This is a genomic window from Wolbachia endosymbiont (group A) of Hedychridium roseum, from assembly GCF_964028325.1.
Classification (GTDB): Bacteria; Pseudomonadota; Alphaproteobacteria; order Rickettsiales; family Anaplasmataceae; genus Wolbachia.
Genome location: NZ_OZ034755.1, coordinates 921533 through 941139 on the forward strand (window position 1 = coordinate 921533; position 19607 = coordinate 941139).

General features: G+C 35.5%; 17 protein-coding genes, 1 tRNA gene and 1 pseudogene. 9 read left to right on the top strand and 10 right to left on the bottom strand.

Annotated elements, in window-relative coordinates; translation table 11 throughout:
• Positions 1–2 precede the first annotated feature (2 nt).
• Complete coding sequence (locus tag ABWU23_RS04450) at positions 3–284, top strand: hypothetical protein (RefSeq protein WP_341814155.1); 282 nt, start codon at positions 3–5, stop codon at positions 282–284.
• Here the strand turns inward: ABWU23_RS04450 and ABWU23_RS04455 are convergent.
• Positions 233–1222 (bottom strand): ribonucleotide-diphosphate reductase subunit beta, encoded by a 990-nt coding sequence (locus tag ABWU23_RS04455; protein ID WP_253307200.1) that lies wholly within the window; start codon positions 1220–1222, stop codon positions 233–235. The two genes, ABWU23_RS04450 and ABWU23_RS04455, sit on opposite strands and share 52 nt — an antisense overlap.
• Before the next feature lie 130 nt (positions 1223–1352).
• On the opposite strand from ABWU23_RS04455, the gene ABWU23_RS04460 reads away from it, so the two are divergent.
• Entirely contained in the window at positions 1353–1691 is a 339-nt protein-coding gene (locus tag ABWU23_RS04460; RefSeq protein ID WP_253307201.1) for an outer membrane protein assembly factor BamE, read from the top strand.
• 54 nt (positions 1692–1745) lie between these two features.
• On the opposite strand, the gene ABWU23_RS04465 is transcribed toward ABWU23_RS04460, so the two are convergent.
• Complete coding sequence (locus tag ABWU23_RS04465; RefSeq protein WP_264688014.1) at positions 1746–1868, bottom strand: hypothetical protein; 123 nt, start codon at positions 1866–1868, stop codon at positions 1746–1748.
• A gap of 54 nt (positions 1869–1922) precedes the next feature.
• Entirely contained in the window at positions 1923–2549 is a 627-nt protein-coding gene (locus ABWU23_RS04470; protein WP_253307187.1) for a hypothetical protein, read from the bottom strand.
• Between the two features lie 142 nt (positions 2550–2691).
• On the opposite strand from ABWU23_RS04470, the gene recO reads away from it, so the two are divergent.
• Positions 2692–3414, top strand: a complete 723-nt coding sequence (gene recO, locus ABWU23_RS04475; RefSeq protein ID WP_353270859.1) for a DNA repair protein RecO — start codon at positions 2692–2694, stop codon at positions 3412–3414.
• Positions 3415–3558: 144 nt separating this feature from the next.
• Here recO and ABWU23_RS04480 read toward each other — a convergent pair whose 3' ends face one another.
• The 5 genes and pseudogenes from ABWU23_RS04480 to ABWU23_RS04500 form a co-directional block, all read right to left on the bottom strand.
• Positions 3559–4941, bottom strand: coding sequence for a PleD family two-component system response regulator (locus ABWU23_RS04480; RefSeq protein WP_264688012.1), 1383 nt, complete (start codon positions 4939–4941; stop codon positions 3559–3561).
• On the bottom strand, positions 4913–5209 hold the full coding sequence (locus tag ABWU23_RS04485) for a hypothetical protein (RefSeq protein ID WP_253307184.1): 297 nt from the start codon (positions 5207–5209) through the stop codon (positions 4913–4915). The genes ABWU23_RS04480 and ABWU23_RS04485 overlap by 29 nt, the downstream gene beginning before the upstream one ends.
• A gap of 5 nt (positions 5210–5214) precedes the next feature.
• Complete coding sequence (locus tag ABWU23_RS04490) at positions 5215–9921, bottom strand: NAD-glutamate dehydrogenase (RefSeq protein WP_353270860.1); 4707 nt, start codon at positions 9919–9921, stop codon at positions 5215–5217.
• A 26-nt stretch (positions 9922–9947) separates the two neighbouring features.
• Complete coding sequence (clpB, locus tag ABWU23_RS04495; protein ID WP_253309998.1) at positions 9948–12611, bottom strand: ATP-dependent chaperone ClpB; 2664 nt, start codon at positions 12609–12611, stop codon at positions 9948–9950.
• Between the two features lie 119 nt (positions 12612–12730).
• A pseudogene (locus tag ABWU23_RS04500) lies at positions 12731–12886 on the bottom strand (transposase); the annotation flags it as partial.
• A gap of 1147 nt (positions 12887–14033) precedes the next feature.
• On the opposite strand from ABWU23_RS04500, the gene ABWU23_RS04505 reads away from it, so the two are divergent.
• Positions 14034–14107, top strand: a tRNA-Arg gene (locus ABWU23_RS04505).
• Between the two features lie 8 nt (positions 14108–14115).
• Here ABWU23_RS04505 and ABWU23_RS04510 read toward each other — a convergent pair.
• Together ABWU23_RS04510 and ABWU23_RS04515 are read right to left on the bottom strand one after the other, a co-directional pair.
• Positions 14116–15066 carry a complex I NDUFA9 subunit family protein gene (locus ABWU23_RS04510; protein ID WP_353270861.1) on the bottom strand — a complete coding sequence of 317 codons (951 nt, stop codon included), beginning with the start codon at positions 15064–15066 and terminating at the stop codon, positions 14116–14118.
• Positions 15067–15116: 50 nt separating this feature from the next.
• Positions 15117–16646 (bottom strand): UDP-N-acetylmuramoyl-tripeptide--D-alanyl-D-alanine ligase, encoded by a 1530-nt coding sequence (locus ABWU23_RS04515; RefSeq protein WP_353270862.1) that lies wholly within the window; start codon positions 16644–16646, stop codon positions 15117–15119.
• A 179-nt stretch (positions 16647–16825) separates the two neighbouring features.
• Between ABWU23_RS04515 and ABWU23_RS04520 the strand changes: the two genes are divergently transcribed.
• The 5 genes from ABWU23_RS04520 to ABWU23_RS04540 are packed head-to-tail and all read left to right on the top strand — an operon-like array spanning position 16826 to position 19604.
• Positions 16826–17776: a hypothetical protein gene (locus ABWU23_RS04520; protein WP_353270863.1), complete on the top strand. Its 951-nt coding sequence runs from the start codon at positions 16826–16828 to the stop codon at positions 17774–17776.
• 3 nt (positions 17777–17779) lie between these two features.
• Entirely contained in the window at positions 17780–18148 is a 369-nt protein-coding gene (locus tag ABWU23_RS04525) for an HIT domain-containing protein (RefSeq protein ID WP_164224547.1), read from the top strand.
• 18 nt (positions 18149–18166) lie between these two features.
• Entirely contained in the window at positions 18167–18520 is a 354-nt protein-coding gene (locus tag ABWU23_RS04530; protein ID WP_006279576.1) for an NADH-quinone oxidoreductase subunit A, read from the top strand.
• A gap of 3 nt (positions 18521–18523) precedes the next feature.
• Positions 18524–19039, top strand: coding sequence for a NuoB/complex I 20 kDa subunit family protein (locus tag ABWU23_RS04535; RefSeq protein WP_164224545.1), 516 nt, complete (start codon positions 18524–18526; stop codon positions 19037–19039).
• Positions 19032–19604 carry an NADH-quinone oxidoreductase subunit C gene (locus ABWU23_RS04540; protein WP_253307178.1) on the top strand — a complete coding sequence of 191 codons (573 nt, stop codon included), beginning with the start codon at positions 19032–19034 and terminating at the stop codon, positions 19602–19604. The genes ABWU23_RS04535 and ABWU23_RS04540 overlap by 8 nt, the downstream gene beginning before the upstream one ends.
• Positions 19605–19607: the final 3 nt, after the last annotated feature.

Genomic DNA, 19607 nt, shown 5'->3' on the forward strand with positions numbered 1-19607 from the left:
ATATGGTAAGTTGGTTGTTAAGTAAAGCAAAACTGCCTATTGCTACGAAACATTATGAAAGACAAGCAGCTTTTGTTACTCCCGCGCGTACTGCACGAATATTATCTATTAGATCCCAGTGCCTTGACTACTTCGATCCAGGAAAATTGATTATGCACTATACAACATTCTCGATCAAAAAACTGATTCCAGTGTCAGCTACTTGCATGACAAAGAAGAGTGAAATTAGCACTCACCTATTATTCGTGTCGTTTTCAGTAAAAGCCTCCTCCCATGTGCCTTGAGTTGCTGCACGACTATACTCTGTTACTCTATTTTCAAAGAAATTCGTATGTTCAACGCCATTTAGTATTTCATCGAGCCATGGAATAGGATTATCATTGACATCATATATGGACTCAAGACCTAATTGCATTAACCGTCTGTTTGCTACGTAGCGTATGTAATTGCGCACTTCTTCTGCGGATAGTCCTTCAACATCTCCTAAATCAAAGGCAAGCTTTATGAATTCGTCCTCAAGCTCAACAATAGTGCGGCATGCAGAATATAATTCCTCTTTAAACTCGTTGTCCCAAATTTCATTATTCTCTTTAATAAATGTATTAAATAACATAATAATTGAATTGGTGTGCAAAGTTTCATCACGGGCTGACCAGGCGATTATCTGCCCCATGCCTTTCATTTTTCCAAAGCGTTGGAAATTGAGCAAAATTGCAAACGATGCGAATAACTGCAACCCCTCGGTAAATGCACCAAACACTGCTAGAGTTTTAGCTACATGTTTTTTATCGTGTTTTTTGCTTTCCTCAAATTCCAGCATGTATTCATATTTCTTTCTCATAGCATCATACTTTAAAAATGCTTGATACTCGCTTTCTGGCATGCCAATTGTGTCTAAAAGATAAGAATAAGCTGCAATGTGTATGGTTTCCATATTGGAAAAACTTGCAAGCATCATGCATATCTCTGTTGGCTTAAATATATTTGAATAATGCCTCATATAGCAGTTATTTACTTCAATGTCCGCTTGAGTAAAGAATCTAAAAATCTGAGTTAGTAGATTTTTCTCTACGTTTGAAAGTTTAGTTTTCCAATCCTTCACGTCATCAGCAAGCGGAACTTCCTCAGGTATCCAATGGATTCTTTGTTGCTGCAGCCACGCATCATACGCCCAAGGGTAATTAAAAGGTTTGTATATTGGATCTGCTTCTAACAATGACATAAGACACCTATTATTTTCTAAAGTAAATATTATATTAAGTGATATTGAGAATCAGTCAATTTAACTTTTTGAAATTTGACGGCAGGTAATTTATTAGTGTATTATAGCTTCAAGTAATTTATCAACAGAAATGCGAGTATTAATATCTTTTATTTTATTATTTACAGTGAGCTGCACACACACTATTCACAACCACGGAGCTCCTGGCATTAGTGTTGAATTGTGGAGCAAGATAAAAGCAGGTGACGATAAAGAAAAAGTGGTTCACACTTTAGGATCACCAATATTAGTATCAAAGTTCGATGACAATGTTTGGTACTATGTCTCATATAAAATTAAACAAGCTAACTTCTTAGGAAAAAGGAAGTATAGCAGTAAGTCCCTGCAAATTTCATTCGATCAGGACGGTAAAGTTGCAGATACAAAAGAAACTGACATCTTAGAGAGATCTTTGGCTGTTCCTGATTGAAAATCTGCTGACTACAGAGTTTTTCCCGCCCTTCTTTGTCATCCAAGAACCGTATTACGTCATCCCAGTGCCCAGACACTGGGATCTATTTTTTTTCTGGATGCCAGTGTCACGCACTGGCATGACAAGAAAGGAGCGCTGGAATGATAATGTGAAGTGTCTACTTCTGTCATCCAAGTAGCCTGACTACTTGGATGACAGAAGGTAATATAAGAGGTCTATTGTAAGATTTTACCCATTTAGAATAAAGTCTAGTGTTACTTCACGCCAAATGTGGTGGTGCTGAGTAGGCAAGCCAGTCAATGGGCTACATTTATATACTGCACGCATTGCATTATCTGCTATCGACCTGAAAAGTGGATTATTTCGATAGGAATCACTGTCTGCTACATCGGCCATAATTATCTCGCCTTGACTGGATAATAATAAGTTAATTTTTATATTAAAATTTTCTTTGTAAGCTATGCTTTCAGGAATGCTCCAGCATTTTGTAAGTTTGTCTCTTATAGAGTTAATAATTTCTGTTACAACTAATTCATCCTTTTTATTCTCAACGCTTTTTTCGTTTCCTATTTCATTTTTTGCCTCTCTAACATCCCTTCTTAGTTTCTTCCCTACACTTTTTTTTCTTTTTGGAACTGGAATGAATTCTTTACCCTCGTTAATAATGACTTCTTCTTGCATTTCGATAATTTGCCTCGGTTGTGCTACAACAGTGTGCTCAACTGTTTCTTTTTTCCTTTGTGGTATAGGAACAACTGACGTATCATTCGTTTGGGCTTTTGTTGAAGGTAACGAAAAAAGCAGAAAACAACATAAAGATAAAAAAAGAATGTAATTAGAATAGAAAAAACGCATATGTTAAGCAGTTTGTTTTACTGGTTTAAAGCTAATATTGCACATAAAGTCAATATATTTTAATTGATTTAAGCTCAAAGACGTAGTTTTTGCTGTACTAATTTTACTATTTCTATAATATCATACGGTCAATATACTCTAAATGAGATGGAAAGATGAAGGCATCATTATAGCTGCTAAAAAATACGGCGATAAAAACTTAATTCTTTCTCTGTTTACAAAAAATCATGGAAAGCGCAGGGGATTAACTAAGCTAACAAACAATAGCAATTATAAGTTTCAGATAAGTAATCTATTACATGCAGAATGGAGTGCTAAGTTACCTGAAAATCTGGGTTTTTTAAAGTGCGAATTAATCGAATCTCCATTCCATCATTTCTTTCAAGATAGGTTAAAAAGCATTACTATTGTCTCTTTCTCCTCTATTTTAGAAAAAGTGCTTCCAGAAAGTGAACCCTGTGCCATGCTGTATGACAATTTTCGATATTTCATCGATGTAATTAAACACAACAATCAGTCTTGGCAAAGCCATTATCTTAACTTAGAGCTTCTTCTTCTTACGCAATTGGGATTCAAGTTAGACTTATCCAAATGTGCTGTAACAGGTGTTAAGGAAAACTTACAATTTATTTCTCCAAAAACTGGTAGAGCAGTGTCAAAAAAAGCAGGAGATTATTATGCAGATAAACTCCTACCTTTTCCACAAATGTTGCATGATGTATACAATAATAACCTACAAAACAGCTACTCATTCCAAGAATTTCAGTTAGGACTGAAAATCACAGGATATTTTTTAAATAAGTATCTATTTTTACAGTTAAACATGAAATTTCCAGAGCTGAGAAACCTCATGTTGTCGCTTTAACCTTAGTTATCATTTTTTTGAAATCATTTCAGAAATCTATAGCTAACCCAAGCAACACGTCATACCGCGATTCATTCGCGGTATCTCAGCATAGATTCCGCTAACGAGTAGCGGAATGACGGTTGTCGGTAAACTTAAGCCACTTTAGCTATAGCCAGTAACCACTCTATTTCTACCACTGTTTTTTGCCTTATATAAATATTTGTCAGCACGTACTATAAATTTTTTAATATCGTCAAGGTCAGATCCTTGCATTTCTGCAATTCCAATGCTAACAGTTATGTTATGGGTTGTATTTTTGTCCGCAAGTATAAAAGGTTCTTTAGCAATAATTTTTCGTATTCTCTCCGCAATAGTGTACGCATCTGATACATTGGTATCTGGCATTACAACAACAAACTCCTCACCACCAAACCTAGCTAGTAAATCTGTCACTCTGATATTTTCAGAAATTCTTTTCTGTACTTGCTTTAAAAGTTCATCTCCAGCACTATGCCCAAAACTGTCATTCACCATCTTAAAATAGTCTATATCAAGTATCATAAGAGACAACCTTCTATCCTTTTCCACAGAGTCCTTAACAATGTTTCTTAAGTGTGCATCAAAATATCTTCTATTATAACAGTTAGTTAATGGGTCCTTTATAGACATTTCCGCATTATTAAATAAATTCATTCTCAAGGCATCTTGATATCTTTTGCGTTTTACTTGCGAATTAACCCTTGCTATTAACTCACCCTCATCCAAAGGTACTGTTAAATAATCATTAGCACCTACATCAAGTGCTTTTACTAAATTGTTTTTATCATAATCCTCAGAAAGAATCAGAATTGGTGTATAGCGTGTTTCTACTTTACTACGAAACTCAGAACACAAACGCAGGCCGTCAGTTTTTGAAAACTGCATATCAGAAATGATCAGGTCGTAATTATTCTTAATACCAACCTTTAATGCCTCCACTGGATCACTCAGTATTTTAATTGACCTAAAGCGGTGCTTTAGTACATTATATATCTGCTCTGCTTGAAAGACATCTTCATCTACAACAAGTATGTTAGCATCAAAAATCTGATTAGAATAATCCATAATACTGTTTCCTGCTACTCCGCCAATCTCAGCGTTGGTTTCTCCTCTCAAACGCAATTCGTCGATAATCATCTTTAAGCGTGTGAGAGACTTAATTCTCGCAGATAAAGCAGTTTCGTTTATTGGTTTAGTCAGAAAGTCATCTGCACCAGCATTAATGCCTTGTACTCTATTGTGAGTATCATGCAGTGCAGTTACCATAATTATTGGAATATGGGTTGTCAAGGGATCACTCTTTAGCTCCTTACAAACTTGAAAGCCATTCATCTTTGGCATCATGATATCAAGTAATATAATATCAGGCTGCTGCTTTGCTACTAAATCTATAGCTTCTTCACCATCATGAGCTACGATAACCGTATAGTACTCTGCTTTTAGTCGAGCTTCTAAAAGCTTGACATTAGATAGTACATCATCTACTACTAGAATCTTCGCTGTCATTATCTTTAGATGTATTATCTATATCGTAAGTAGGATAAAGCTTACCATTTTTACCAACTATGTAATTTACTTTCTCAGTATTACACTCTTTATATAAGTCTTCAATTCCTGCGTCTTTCAATAACCTCCTAGCTTTTGATTTTATAATCATAAGATACCTATATGTATTCCTAATAAGATCAATAAATACAGGCACCTTATTTCTATCAAGAACAATTATGCTCACTAAAGCAACGACCAAAATTTCTGAAAGACCTATATTAAACATTTTTCCTATGAAGCAAGTACTTTAATCCTCCTGATTATAAATATTAATTTGCTTAAATCAAGTTTAGAAGCAACTATCTCATCTAAAAAACTATTATAACGTTCTATGTAGTCCTTATCATTACAAGCCCAGGTTTGAACCTTATCTTCGGGGTTATCAGTAGCTTTTATGACTTTAACAGCTAGCTTGTGATGGTAATTGCTTAAATCGTCCAATAAATCATTAACTAAGCTGCGATCCCAATAAGAAGAGCGGCTTTTCATCTTGATGGCAATTGTTCTAATCAGATCGAATCTTAACAGCGACTTTAACTCAAAGTATATTTTACCAGCATCAAGAATGGACAAAGATGTCTGTTCAGCAACAGATATAATGTCCAGTGCATAAGCAAGAACGTATAGATCAGCAACTTTTTTTGCTAGATCTTTATTTATATTAAGTTCTACTAAAGAAGTTGATCCATGGCTACAGACCTTTAATAGGTGTTCATCTAAAACATCAGTTAAGTTCTGGCCTAAAGTTTCAATTGCATCTTTAAATTTTGTAACATCATCCAACTCTACAAAGCTAAGCTTGCCAAGATTTTTCACTAACCAAAACGATACTCTGCCAATAAATTTCTGCACGTTCCTCACTATTTGTAAGTATGAGTTAACATCAATTTTTCCATCCAATTCATCAATTTTCTGCCACAGGCTGTTTAAATCATACAGGTGGTTAACAACAATATATATGTTAACCGCTTCTTGTACCTTAATTCCAGTGTTCTCAGCCAAATTATTGATGAATATACAGCCCATTCTATTCACTACATCATTTGCAATGCAAGTAGAGATAATTTCTCTACGAAGTTGGTGTTTTAATATGAAATCCTTAAACTTTGTTATCATCTTTTTAGGAAAATAACCTAGCAAGTAGTCATTAGATATAAGATCTTTTTCAGGCAGATCGGAATGTATAATGTCATTTTTTATTGCCGTTCTAGCATAAGACATTAGAATAGAAAGCTGAGGAGAACTGAAACCTTCTGCACCAGTTAACATCCTTGCTATCTCTTCTTCAGTTGGAAGAAATTCTACGCTTCGGTTTAACAGCCCAGATTTTTCTAAACTGAGCAGTAACCTGTGGTGCTGCTCCAATCTCTCTTTAGCTTGCAAACACTCAAGAAGTAATGCTTTTGTTTCAATTCTGTTGTGGTTCTCAAGCACTTTGGATGCAACTTCGTCCACCATACTTGCCAGTATTTCATTCCTTTTTTCTAAAGAAACACCCCCTGCTTTCATAGCTGAAACAAATGCAATCTTGATGTTAACTTCAAGGTCCGAACATATCACTCCGGCTGAATTATCAACAAAATCTGCATTTATATATCCACCTCTTTCAGCATATTCTATTCTTCCAAGCTGTGTGCATCCCAAATTTCCGCCTTCTATAAACATAGAAGCTCTAATATCTTTACCATTTACTCTTAACTCATCGTTTGCTTTGTCACCGACCATGCTATGATTTTCACTCTTTGCCTTAACAAACGTGCCAATTCCTCCATTCCATATGAAGTCCACTTCTGCTTTGAGTAGATATCTAATCAAATCACTTGGAGGTAGCATATCTTCTGTTATATCAAAGCATTTTTTTATTTCTTGAGAAATGTTTACTTGCTTGCTGCTACGCTCAAATACTCCTCCACCCTTAGAAATCAAATCTTTGTTATAATCCATCCAAGTTAAAAATGGTAACTCAAAGAGACGTTTACGCTCTGTGAAACTCTTTTCTGCACTAGGATTTGGATCAATAAAAATATGCATATGGTTAAATGCGCCGATTAAATGTATATTTTTTGAAAGCAGCATACCGTTTCCAAATAGATCGCCAGCCATATCTCCAATTCCAATAACAGTTGCATCTTGGTAAATATCCTTATTCATTTTCCAAAAATGCCTCTGCGCTGCAATCCATGCACCTCTGGCTGTAATACCCATTTTTTTGTGATCATAACCTGCTGATCCACCAGATGCAAATGCATCGCCAAGCCAAAAATTGTATTCAGAGGCTATTTGGTTTGCATAGTCAGAAAAAGAAGCAGTGCCTTTATCTGCTGCAACTACCAAGTATGGATCATCCTCATCATACCTAATCACATTCTCTGGTGGAATTATTTTGCCATTAACTACATTATCAGTAATGTCAAGCATTCCCCTGATAAAACTCTTATAGCATTCAACACCTTTCTCTCTTAAAATATCTTTGTCTTTATAAACTTGCTTAATTACAAACCCACCCTTTGCGCCAACAGGTACAATAACCGCATTTTTTGTCATCTGAGCTTTCATGAGCCCCAAAACTTCAGTGCGAAAATCTTCCGTCCTATCCGACCACCTTAAGCCACCACGGGCCAATTTCCCTCCTCTTAGATGTATTCCCTCAAAAAGATTTGAATAAATATACAATTCACGATATGGACGAGGATCAGGCAAACCATTTATTTTATTTGAGTCAAATTTTGTAGATAAATATGGTTTATCGTCTTGATAATAACTGGTCCTTAAAATAGCCATTATCAAGTTAAATATCGAGCGCAAAACGTAATCATGTGAAACATTGCTGATCTCTTTTAGAAGTTCCTCAATTTTTTCTATGAAAATGTCCGTGGTTTCTGCTCTATCAATGTCTATGCTAGGATCAAATCTTGCATGAAATAGTTGTATCAAATACTTTACTATTTTTGGATACTCTGAGACTACCTTTTGGATATATTCTGGATTGTAGTTAAATGACGTCTGCTTTAGGTAAGCACTGAGCGCTCTAACCAGAAGCACTTCTTTCCACTCCAGTCCAGCAATAATGACCAAACTATTGAAATAATCATTTTTAATTTCCTTTCTAAACACTTTCGCAAGTGTTATTTCAAATTGCTCTTTTAGAGTAATGTTGTCTATTAATTCATCGACTCTTGACAACACAAAATGGTGTATCCATATTCCGCCGTTAATTTCTATGTAATAGCCATTATGAGATAGAATCTTAGCTCCCAAATTCTTAGTGATCCTTAATATCTTCGATAATTCAAGGCCTCTATTGCTTGGAGTATAAACCTTTAATTGATAATTAAGATTATCACAAGTAAGTCTTAAATCGACCTCGCTAACTCCTTTTTTCCTCACTATCTCCAATTTTTTCATATCGTAATATGCGTCATGAGGTTCGAAACTCTCTTGATAGCTTATTGGAAATACCTTGCAATAACGGATGAATATATCCTCAACAGTACTAAAAGTATTATATAAATTGTCTATAAAACGATCTTCCCACTTTTCCGTAATGTTCCTCAATTTGTTTTCGATACGTAAAACTTCGTCATCAGGAACACTAGCATTTTTGGTCTTTAGCACTACATGCAATTTCATCAAATCATATTCATTGATAATGTGATTGTTATAAATATCTGAACTTTCTGCACTTGTCTCATCCTTCAATATGTCACGTATCTTGAACATTAGCCTAGCGCTAGCATAACGCATTGGTATCAGCACTATGCAACTAATAAAATCCCTTACTCTTCTTAAAAATAATCTGACCCTTGGCCTAATCGCAAGAGACATGATCGAAATGCAAATTTTAAATAATTCGTCTTCATTTGATTGGAATAATTCATCACAAGAGAATGCTTGTAAAATAGAAATTAAAGCTTTGTTATTGTGGCCCCCGGTTACAAACCCTGCATTTTTTTCTATAACTTTAACTTTATCTCTTATTATTGGAATAGTTCGAATATCTTGGACCTCCGCTACAGAAGTAAATAGCCCGAAAAAACGCCGTTCCTTTACTACATTACCCTGGTCATCAAATTCTTTTACTCCTATACAATTCATGTATGTACGCCGATGGACTATTGAGATTAGATCTGATCTCAATATGTATAGGGAATCAAGGTTTGCAGAAGGAATCAACGTACTTTGACCTACTCTTATCAGGCCAAGGTCCTTTTTGCTATCACAGACGAGTTTTTCATCTTTACCAGCAATATATTCTTGATAACCTAGAAATACAAAATTATTGTTTTTTAGCCAATCTAAGAAATCTTTTCCTGGTGTCACTCCAGCGTTCGACGCTGGCTGCTCGATGGCAAAAAGAAGACTTTTTGCTTCATCAAGTTTCTTGAGCATTAAGTGCCAATCTTTCACAACGCAATTAACTGCTTTCAGCGTTTTTTGTAGAGATTCTTTTAATGTATCAACAAAACTGTCACTTATACCTTTGATAATTACATATATAACTGATTCTTTGACTCCATTGCTTTCTTCCAAGGAGTAAATCTCATCTATTAGGCCATCTTTTCTTTTAATGTTAATTATGCTGTTGCTGTAATAGCATATGGTTAAATTGTGCGATTTAATAGTTGCAATAACAGAATCAACCAAAAATGGCATATCATCGTTTGTTATCTTAATCGTGGTAAAATCGCCTTCTATTCCTGGTATATCATCTATATTGCTTACTACTAACTTACTTTCATCTTTCTCTTTTTGAGAAACAAAATTGTAAGCATCGTTTACAATATATAGCAAAAACTTATCGTTGGCTTTTAGGTCACTTTTATAAACAAAACTATAAAAATACTTAATAAATTTTTTAATTTTTTCTTTATCTTGCTGATTTTCTTGATCAACTAACTCAAATAAAAACTCAGTGTCAACATTATGATCTATACACATTTTTTTAACAAAAATACACAGTGAACTTAAACCTTTTTAACTAAGATTTCATTATCAAGAGCGTACACTATTAGCTCATCATTTTCTACTACTTCCCCTGATAAAACTAATTTAGCTAAATTATTTTGAATACACTCTTGTATAACCCTTTTTAGGGGCCTTGCTCCATATTCAGGGTCATAGCCAGTTTGTGCTATTAGTTCTTTAGCTTCCTGCGACAAACTTATACTCAGTTTACGCTTAGCAAGTGTTTTTTGTAAATAAGAAAATTGAACATCTATAATTTTATAGATGTCATCTCTGGTTAAACTGTGGAATATAATAATTTCATCCAGCCTGTTTAAAAATTCTGGACGAAATGCTGATTTAACTATTTGCATCACTTCGCTTTTTACAGAGTTAGCAACTCCTCCTTCCGATGTCATTCCAGCGCGTGAAGCTGGAATCTGCATCTGGATCCCAGTGTCAGCTACTTGGATGACAGGAGGTAGAGTCTCATTTTCTGTAACTCCCTTAAGCATTATCTCTGCACCAAGGTTAGAAGTTAAGATCAGTATGGTGTTGCGAAAATCAACTAATTTGCCATGACTATCAGTGAGTCTACCCTCATCCAAGATTTGCAGCAATAGATTAAATATATCTGGATTTGCCTTCTCTATTTCATCAAACAGAATAACCTGATATGGCCTTCTTCTTACTGCTTCGGTTAATCTGCCACCTTGCTCATAGCCAACATACCCTGGAGGCGCGCCAATTAGCTTTGAAACAGAATGTTTTTCCATATATTCTGACATATCAAAACGCAAAAGCGCTGATTGATCGTCAAACAGAAATTCAGCAAGGGCTTTTGCCAGTTCTGTTTTTCCAACCCCGGTTGGGCCTAAGAATAAAAATGAACCGAAAGGTCGATTAGTATCTTGCACACCAGAGCGAGAGCGCCTAACTGCATTACTTATTGCTTCTATCGCGCCTTTTTGCCCTATTACTCTTCTTCCTATTTCATTCTCCATGTTAAGAAGTTTTTCCTTTTCGCTGTGCATCATGTTATCAACTGGAATTCCTGTCCACTTTGAAACAATGTTTGCAATATCATCTCCAGTCACTTCTTTCTTTAAGAAACTATCAGTAACCTTTTCCTGATTTTTTAATTCATTCTCAAGCTGAGGGATCACACCATACATCAGCTCTCCTGCTTTTCCTAAATTTCCACTCCGCTGAGCCAATTCCAGCTCTTTTCTGGCGTTATCTAATTTTTCAACTGTTTCTTGTATTCTAGCTATTTTATTCTTTTCCATCTGCCATTTGCTGTTCAAGTCAGCAAATTTACTGTTTAGATTTTCGATCTCTTCATTTATCTTTTTTAAACGCTGTTTAGAATTTTCATCACTTTCTTTTTTTAGAGCTTCTGCTTCAATCTTTAGCTGTATAACCTTTCTCTCAAGTTCATCAATAACTTCAGGCTTGCTATCCATTTCAATTCTCACCCTACTTGCTGCTTCATCAATCAAATCAATTGCTTTATCAGGTAAAAACCTATCTGTTATATATCTATTGGACAACGTTGCAGCAGCAATTATTGCACCGTCTGTAATTCTTATACCATGATGCACTTCATATCTTTCCTTCAAACCCCTGAGTATTGAAATGGTATCAGTTTCAGTTGGTTGAGAGATAAACACAGGCTGAAAACGCCTTGCAAGTGCAGGATCTTTTTCTATATGCTGACGATATTCATCTAAAGTTGTGGCTCCTATACAGCGAATTTCTCCACGCGCAAGAGCAGGCTTTAGCAAATTTGAAGCATCCATTGCACCACTTATTGCTCCTGCTCCAACTAAAGTATGAAGCTCATCTATAAACAAGATAACTTTTCCCTCCGCTTTCGAAAGCTCATTAATAACTGCTTTTAACCTTTCTTCAAATTCTCCTCTAAATTTTGTTCCAGCAATTAATGCGCCAAGATCGAGGGCTAAAACTTTTGCATCACGCAAACCAAGTGGCACGTCATTTGCAACGATTCTATTTGCAAGCCCCTCAACTATTGCAGTTTTTCCAACACCAGGTTCACCGATCAGCACTGGATTATTTTTTGTCCGCCTCAGTGATACCTGCATAGTTCTTCTGATCTCTTCATCACGACCAATTACAGGATCAAGCTTGCCTTGCATAGCAAGCTCTGTAATATCCTTTGTATATCTCTTAGCCGCGTTCAATTTTTCCTCACTGTTTGGCGAGTCTGCACTGCTACCTTTCCTCATGTCTGTAACAACTGAATTTAATTTTTGCGGTGTAACACCATTCTCTGCCAGAATTTTGCCTACAGTATCATCTTTTTGTGCAGTGAGGCCCTGCAGTAAACGCTCAACAGCAACAAATGAATCTTTATTTCTCTTTGCAATACCAATTGAATCTTCAAAAACTTTTGCTATTTCTCTTGAAAGTTGAAGGCCCCCACTTCCTGGACCTTCAATTACTGGCAACTTTTTTATTGCGCTATCCACAGCATCAGAAATACTTTGCACATTTCCACCACAAGCGTTTATCAAATCCTGAACTAAACCTAATTCATCCTCAAGCATCACTTTGAGTAAATGCTCAGGCATAAAAATCTGATGCCCAGCTCCCAACGCTTTCATCTGAGCACTTTGAATTAGACTTTTTGCTTTTTCGGTAAATTTATTTAAGTCCATAACACCAGTTAAATTCGTATTTGCTGATATATATAACAACTGATTTCATAAATTTAAACCTAAAGTTGTTTATTGTTAGGTATGGTCTGCAAAAATTTAAAACTTTCTTAAGAACCTGTTTAAAATCTTCGTAATAGGAGAGAAATGAAGGAAAGGACAATCATTTGCAAGCTGGTATTGAGTTTACGTTCGCAATTTTTCCACAACTGCCTACACTTTTCCAACCAAGCAAAAGAGCGCTCAACGACCCATCTCTTTGGCAATACAACAAAGGTCACTGGGACCCAGAAAAGTTTGCTTGTTTATAAGCAAACTAGCATGGAAAGTAGCTGATCTTATACTAAATGAATGTTTTTGATGAGGTTGCATAGAAGCTGGATTCCAGTGTCAAGCACTGGAATGACAGCAGTCCTACGTCATACCACCGCGAACCGTCATACCGCCGCGGTATTTCTAGATCCCGCTAACAAGTAGCGGGATGACAATTGTCAGGGTGTCATTCCAGCGCCCCTATGATGTCATCCAAGTAGCCAACACTGGGATCCAGGAAACTTAACTCTACACCAAGTAAATGTACAATAAGAACTAGATTCCAGACTGGAATGACAGCAGTCCTACGTCATACCATCGCGAACCGTCATACCGCCGTGAATTAACCGTCATACCGTCACGGTATCTCTTGACATAGATCCCGCTGCGGGATGACGAATTACTATACCACCGCGAACCGTCATACCACCACGAACCGTCATACCGTGATTCATTCACGGTATCTCTTAGCCGCTAACAAGCAGCGGGACGACGATTCTTCAAATCGTCAAGGTGTCATCCGAGTAGCTTGACTACTTGGATCCAGAAAACTTAACTTTAAATAAGTGGCTGCATAATAAAGACTAGATTCCAGCGTCACGCGCTGGAATGACACCATTTTCGGTCTCTTAAATTGCTTTAGCTAGAAACATTAAGAAATTTACCAAATAAAAAAAAGGCAAAAGAAGCCCCGTGGTGCGAGTTTTGACTCTATATTACTGTAAGTGGCGCTGTAATAATGTGCTAACGCTTAAAATAAGCGCGATTTGGCTGAATGTAGAAAAAATTTAAAAGACATGCAGCCGCTATAATTTTATGTAATCCGCCAAAAAATACCCTGAGTTTTTTACTGAATTTTGTCATTGAGCCTGCAGGTCAAAAACAAGTTTTGAGTCATAAATACCCTTATTGTCATAATAAGGGGGCTGGCGGAGTTTGTCAAGCAACTTTCTATATAATATTTTCTAAAATAAATGGACTTCTCGCATCCAATTTCGGCAGCGCATGACACACAACTGCAATGACAAGGTGTTGTAAGATATTACCACAAACATCATATTCACACGAAATACTTGACTTCACTTGTACTAAGAAGCATTTTATATATATTGTGTGCCCGTAGCTCAGCTGGATAGAGCAACAGCCTTCTAAGCTGTGGGTCGTAGGTTCGAATCCTACCGGGCACACTCTTCTATCAATACTTTCTATAAATCTTCAAGTATTCTGGCACCACATTTTCAATTGCTAATGGTCGAACCTTCATTGTTTCAAGGTCATCTGACTTTTCGATTGAGCTATTCATCATAACTTTCACCTGATCTTGAGTAAGCACAGGGTTCGTATCTCCAGTTATTGGTTTTAGCAGCATAGAAATAATTTTATTTTCTAAAAAGAAAGCTATTAACTTTGCCATTGGAAAAGATACATTGATCAACAAACACTTTCTGTTAGTAACATTCAGAATAAACTTCAATAAGCTTTTGAAAGAGTAAACCTTTGGTCCACCCATGTTATAAATTTTCTTGTCTTGCTTATTAAAACTGATAATACGATATACCACTTCAGCTAAGTCTGTTACACATATTGGCTGAAATTTAGTCGTTCCATTGCCAATTAGCGGCAAAAAAGGAAGAACAGTTGCTAATCTTGCAAATTTATTAAAGAAGTTATCTTCTTTACCAAATACAAGGCTTGGCCTAATTATTATTGCTTCTTGAAATGCTGAAGTTACAGCTTTTTCACCTTCCAATTTACTTTTGGCATATTTTGACAACTTGCTATTTTCTATTCCCATAGCGGAAAAATGTATCATCATAGGTACATTTTTCATTTTTGCAGCTTTTGCTATCCTTTCAGCTATTTTAACGTGAACAGCGTAAAAATCGTGCTTTTTTGCTTCACATAATATTCCCACTAAGTTTATGGCTACATCACATTCTTCCATACCCTCTAGAACTGATTTTTCATCAAAAAAATCGCCTTTAAATATTGATATTTGTCCCAAATTGCCACACAATTTTAAACAAGCAGCTTTTTCCTGATTACGAGTGAATATCTTTATTAAATATCCTTCTGCTGCCAAGCGTCTTACGATGTGTTTCCCTATAAACCCCGTTCCACCAAAAATAACTACACGTTTTGTCACGATTAAAGTTCCTAATAATTTGTTACTGTAAATTAATACAATGATTTTGCTTAATATTCTATTATGAATTCCCGTACAATAAGATCCATTTTCATTCTTCGTGAGCCTTTAACTAGAATTGCGTCATTATTCTGAATAATGTTAGCTAAATCACTTTTCAATTGATTAGAATCATTAAAATGCGCGCCTCTTATATTATCTGGCAAAAGCTCATGCAATTCTAACATAAATTTACCAACTGTATAAATTTTATCTATATTATTTTCTGTGACAATCTTAACCAAATCTGTATGAAATTCTATGCTTTTATCACCAAGTTCCAACATATCACCAAGCAAAGCTACTTTTCTCTGATTAGAATATGTACTCAAAGTTTTTATTGCAGTTTTCATCGAAGCAGGGCTGGCGTTATAGGAGTCATCAATTAAATGTATATATTTTTTATTGTATTTGACCTTATGAATATTGCCTCTACCTTTCGTTACACTAAAATTCTTAAGTGCAAGTGGTAATTTTGATAAATCAAGTCCTAGGCTCTGCACAACTGCTGCAACAACAAGTAGCGAATAAGCAAAATGCTCACCTTGTACACGTAAATTACAGTTTATAATTTGATTATCACTCAGCCTGATTTTTAAACTTAATCTATTAGCAACTCGGTTTGATGTCATTCCAGCGCGTGACACTGGAATCCAGTCTTTATTATACAACCGTCTGATATGCTCATTTGCAATTGAACTTCCTGGATCCCAGTGTCTGGGCACTGGGATGACAGAAGATAGTGCTGAAATGACAGAAGATTCATCGTTTCTTATTAAGTTTAGTAAACAAACTTCAGCATTTTTATCTTTACCGAGGCTTATTACATTTCTATTGGCGCGTGATGAGAGATAATCATAATATTTATTATCTCTGTTCAAGACCAAAGTACCATTACTTTTCATACCATATAGAATTTCTAACTTCGCTTGTGCAACGTCAAATAGTGATGAAAAATTTTCAGTATGTGCAGGTTCGATGTTGGTAATAACTGCAATATTTGGATTACTAATCTTTGATAATTCTTTTATTTCACCAGCTTTATTCATTCCCATTTCAAGGATTAAGTACTGGCAGTTTTTTGGAGCTTTTAGAATTGTCAAAGGCAATCCTATATTATTATTTAAGTTACCTTTGTTTGCATGGGACACTCCATATTGCGATAAAACAGTGTGCAGCATATCCTTTGTAGTGGTTTTCCCGACACTGCCTGTAATTGCAATAATTTTAGCATCAACAAGAATATTTCTAATATAGTATGATGCCATATCGTGCAAAGCTTTCAGGGTATCTTGTACAATAATGAGAGGGAAATTTTTATATTTACCCTCACTTACTATTGCAGCGGCAGCCCCTTTTAAAAACGCTTCATGCAAAAAATTATGGCCATCAAAATTCTTTCCCTTGAGTGCAATAAATAAATCACCTTTTTTTATGCTTCTTGTGTCCGTTGAAATATTTGAGCTATGTGTCCAATTACAACCATTTACGCCTCTTCCGCCAGTTGCATCAATGATATTATTTGTATTCCATTTAAACATAATTTAGAGAGTACTCTTTAAAGTAAATTGAATAAAGTAGCAAATACCACATGTTTTAGACAATGTATAAATAATGGTTGCAATCCCTATAATTCTATCTTATAATGGATATAGAAGTTTAAATTTTTTCGTCTATAATTAAAATGTATTTAGTTGTAGAAAGTAACTTGGAGGTGTGTATGCCAAAAAACGACCAAAATGAAGAATCTAAAGTTGGTAATGCAGCTTCGGGAGTAGGAAATTTTCTGGGTAGAGGTATAGGAGCTCTATTTGGGGGTATAATATATCCTATACAGCCAAAAAACTGGTTTAAGTCTCGGGGCGAAATGTGGCACGACATAAAAAATGGCGGGCGTTATATTATTGGCAGCCCACTTGAAGAGTATGACCCACCTATAGAAACCACACAAGCTAGTGAGAATCTTGGTGTAGAAATAACAGAGCAAAAGAAAGGGAAAGGAAAGGTAGCTTTTTTAGCGTCAAGGACTCTGACGGGAGATATACCTTATTTGAACGATGAACAATTAGGTCAAATAAAGAAAAACCTGCCAAATGTAACTATTTTTAGAGAAGAAAACAAAATTGTAATTGAAATTAACGTTGAGGAAATAGCTAACACTATTAAAACTAATCCTGATAATAAAGGCAAGAGCAAGAAAGAAATAGAAGAGCTTGTTCTTAAAGGAATTGCTAATAAAGTTGACGAAGACCTTAAGAAGCTTGCAGGAATTACTGGTGGAGAATTTAAAATTCATACAGACTTAAAATTGCTGAATGGTATTGCAGAAAAATTGTATCGAGAATATGATAACCAGAACAAACCATCAAAAACTCCAGGGCCAGCACAAACTGGAAAGTCACCAGGGCAGTCTTCAGAAACTGTTACAAGTACAGATGAATTAGTAAAATCTTTTAACATTACTAATCCTAACGAGTTTCCTTTTGGTAAAAGTAAAGAAGCTATTTCTCCTATAAAAAATATGCAGTTATCAGAACGAGATATCAAAAAGCAAGCAGAAGGATTGGGAAGTACTTTTTTGAATTTTGAAGATGCCTCTTGTGAAGTAATAAAACTACTATCTACGCCTGATGTAGAAAGAAATAAAGGAAGAGGGAAAGGTCGCTCTTAAAATATGAGCAATGAAGTTTATGATAGCAATAACATCTTTGCTCAAATATTAAGAGGTGAGTTACCTTGTGAGAAGGTACATGAAAATGAAAATGTACTAGCTTTTCGTGATAAGTACCCTGACGCACCAGTTCACATTTTAGTTATACCAAAAAATCAATATATTTCATACGATGATTTTATTCTAAAAGCTTCTGAAGAGGAGATAGTAAGTTTTTTCAAAATTGTCAGAGAAATAGCACATAAATATAATTTAGAAAAAACAGGATATAGATTAGTCACTAACTACGGTGAAAATGGAGAGCAGGTTGTACCACACTTTCACGTGCATATTTTAGGTGGTAAAAAGTTAGGAAAGCATGTAAACTCATAGTGTTATATGTTTTGTTAAATGAGCGAATATCTAACCATAGTAATCTTTATCTGCGTATCAATTGTAGTATCTTTTGCTTTAGGTATATTGCCTATGTTTCTTGCAGTGAGTAAGCCAGATGGTGAAAAACTTTCCACATATGAGTGTGGCTTCAATCCACTATCCAGTGCAAGAAAAAATTTTGACATTAAATTTTACCTAGTTTCAATATTATTTATAATATTTGACTTAGAAATCGCTTTTCTTTTTCCTTGGGCTGTTTCTTTATCTAAGATAAGCTATGGTGGATTTTGGTCTATGATGGTATTTCTTGCAATACTCACTATAGGTTTTATCTATGAATGGTGTAAAGGTGCATTAGAGTGGGAGTAGTTTATGACAAATCAAATTCTATCTAATGATGACTGGGGTCGTTATAAAAAAGAAGGGTTTCTTGTTACTAAATTTGGTGATTTAATAGATTATGTAATGAATTGGGCAAGGTCTGGTTCATTGTGGCCAATGACATTTGGTCTTGCATGTTGCGCAGTTGAGATGATGCATACTGCATCCAGCCGTTATGATCTTGATAGATATGGCATAATGTTTCGTGCAAGCCCACGTCAATCAGATGTGATGATTGTTGCTGGCACACTAACTAATAAAATGGCAGCAGCATTGCGCAAGGTTTATGATCAAATGGCAGACCCGAAGTATGTTATTTCTATGGGAAGTTGTGCAAATGGTGGTGGTTATTACCATTATTCTTATTCAGTAGTCCGAGGCTGTGATAGAATTGTGCCAGTTGACGTGTATGTCCCTGGATGCCCACCAACCGCTGAGGCGTTGCTATATGGAATGCTATGCCTACAAAACAAAATAAAACGAACTCAGAATATAAAGCATGGATAAAACTGCAAGGCATATACAAAAAAAGACCAAGTGTGAGTGCATTCAAAAAGATGATGGCATTATTGTAATATATTCAACTTTAGATGAAATTGAAAAGCACCTATCCTTTCTACGTGATGATGAAAAGTGTAGGTTTGAACTATTAGTTGATATTTTTGGGGTTGACTATCCAGATCGAGAAAAGCGCTTTGAGTTAGTGTACAATTTACTCAGCATTGTGCATAATATTAGAGTACACATAAAACTTCAATTATGTGAGGGCGATATGCCTCCAAGCATAGCAAAGGTATTTAGCACAGCTTCGTGGTTTGAGCGTGAAGTGTTTGATATGTATGGAATAGAATTCTCTGATCACCCTGATTTGCGTAGGATTCTAACAGACTATGGATTCAAAGGTCATCCAATGTTAAAAGATTTCCCTCTCACTGGTTATGAGGAAGTAAGATACGATATAGAGGCAAAAAAGGTTGTATATAATCCTATAGATTTATCGCAAGATTTTCGTATGCTTGATAGCCTATCGCCTTGGGAAGGTAAAACCATAAAAGTAAATACAAAGGAGTAGAAA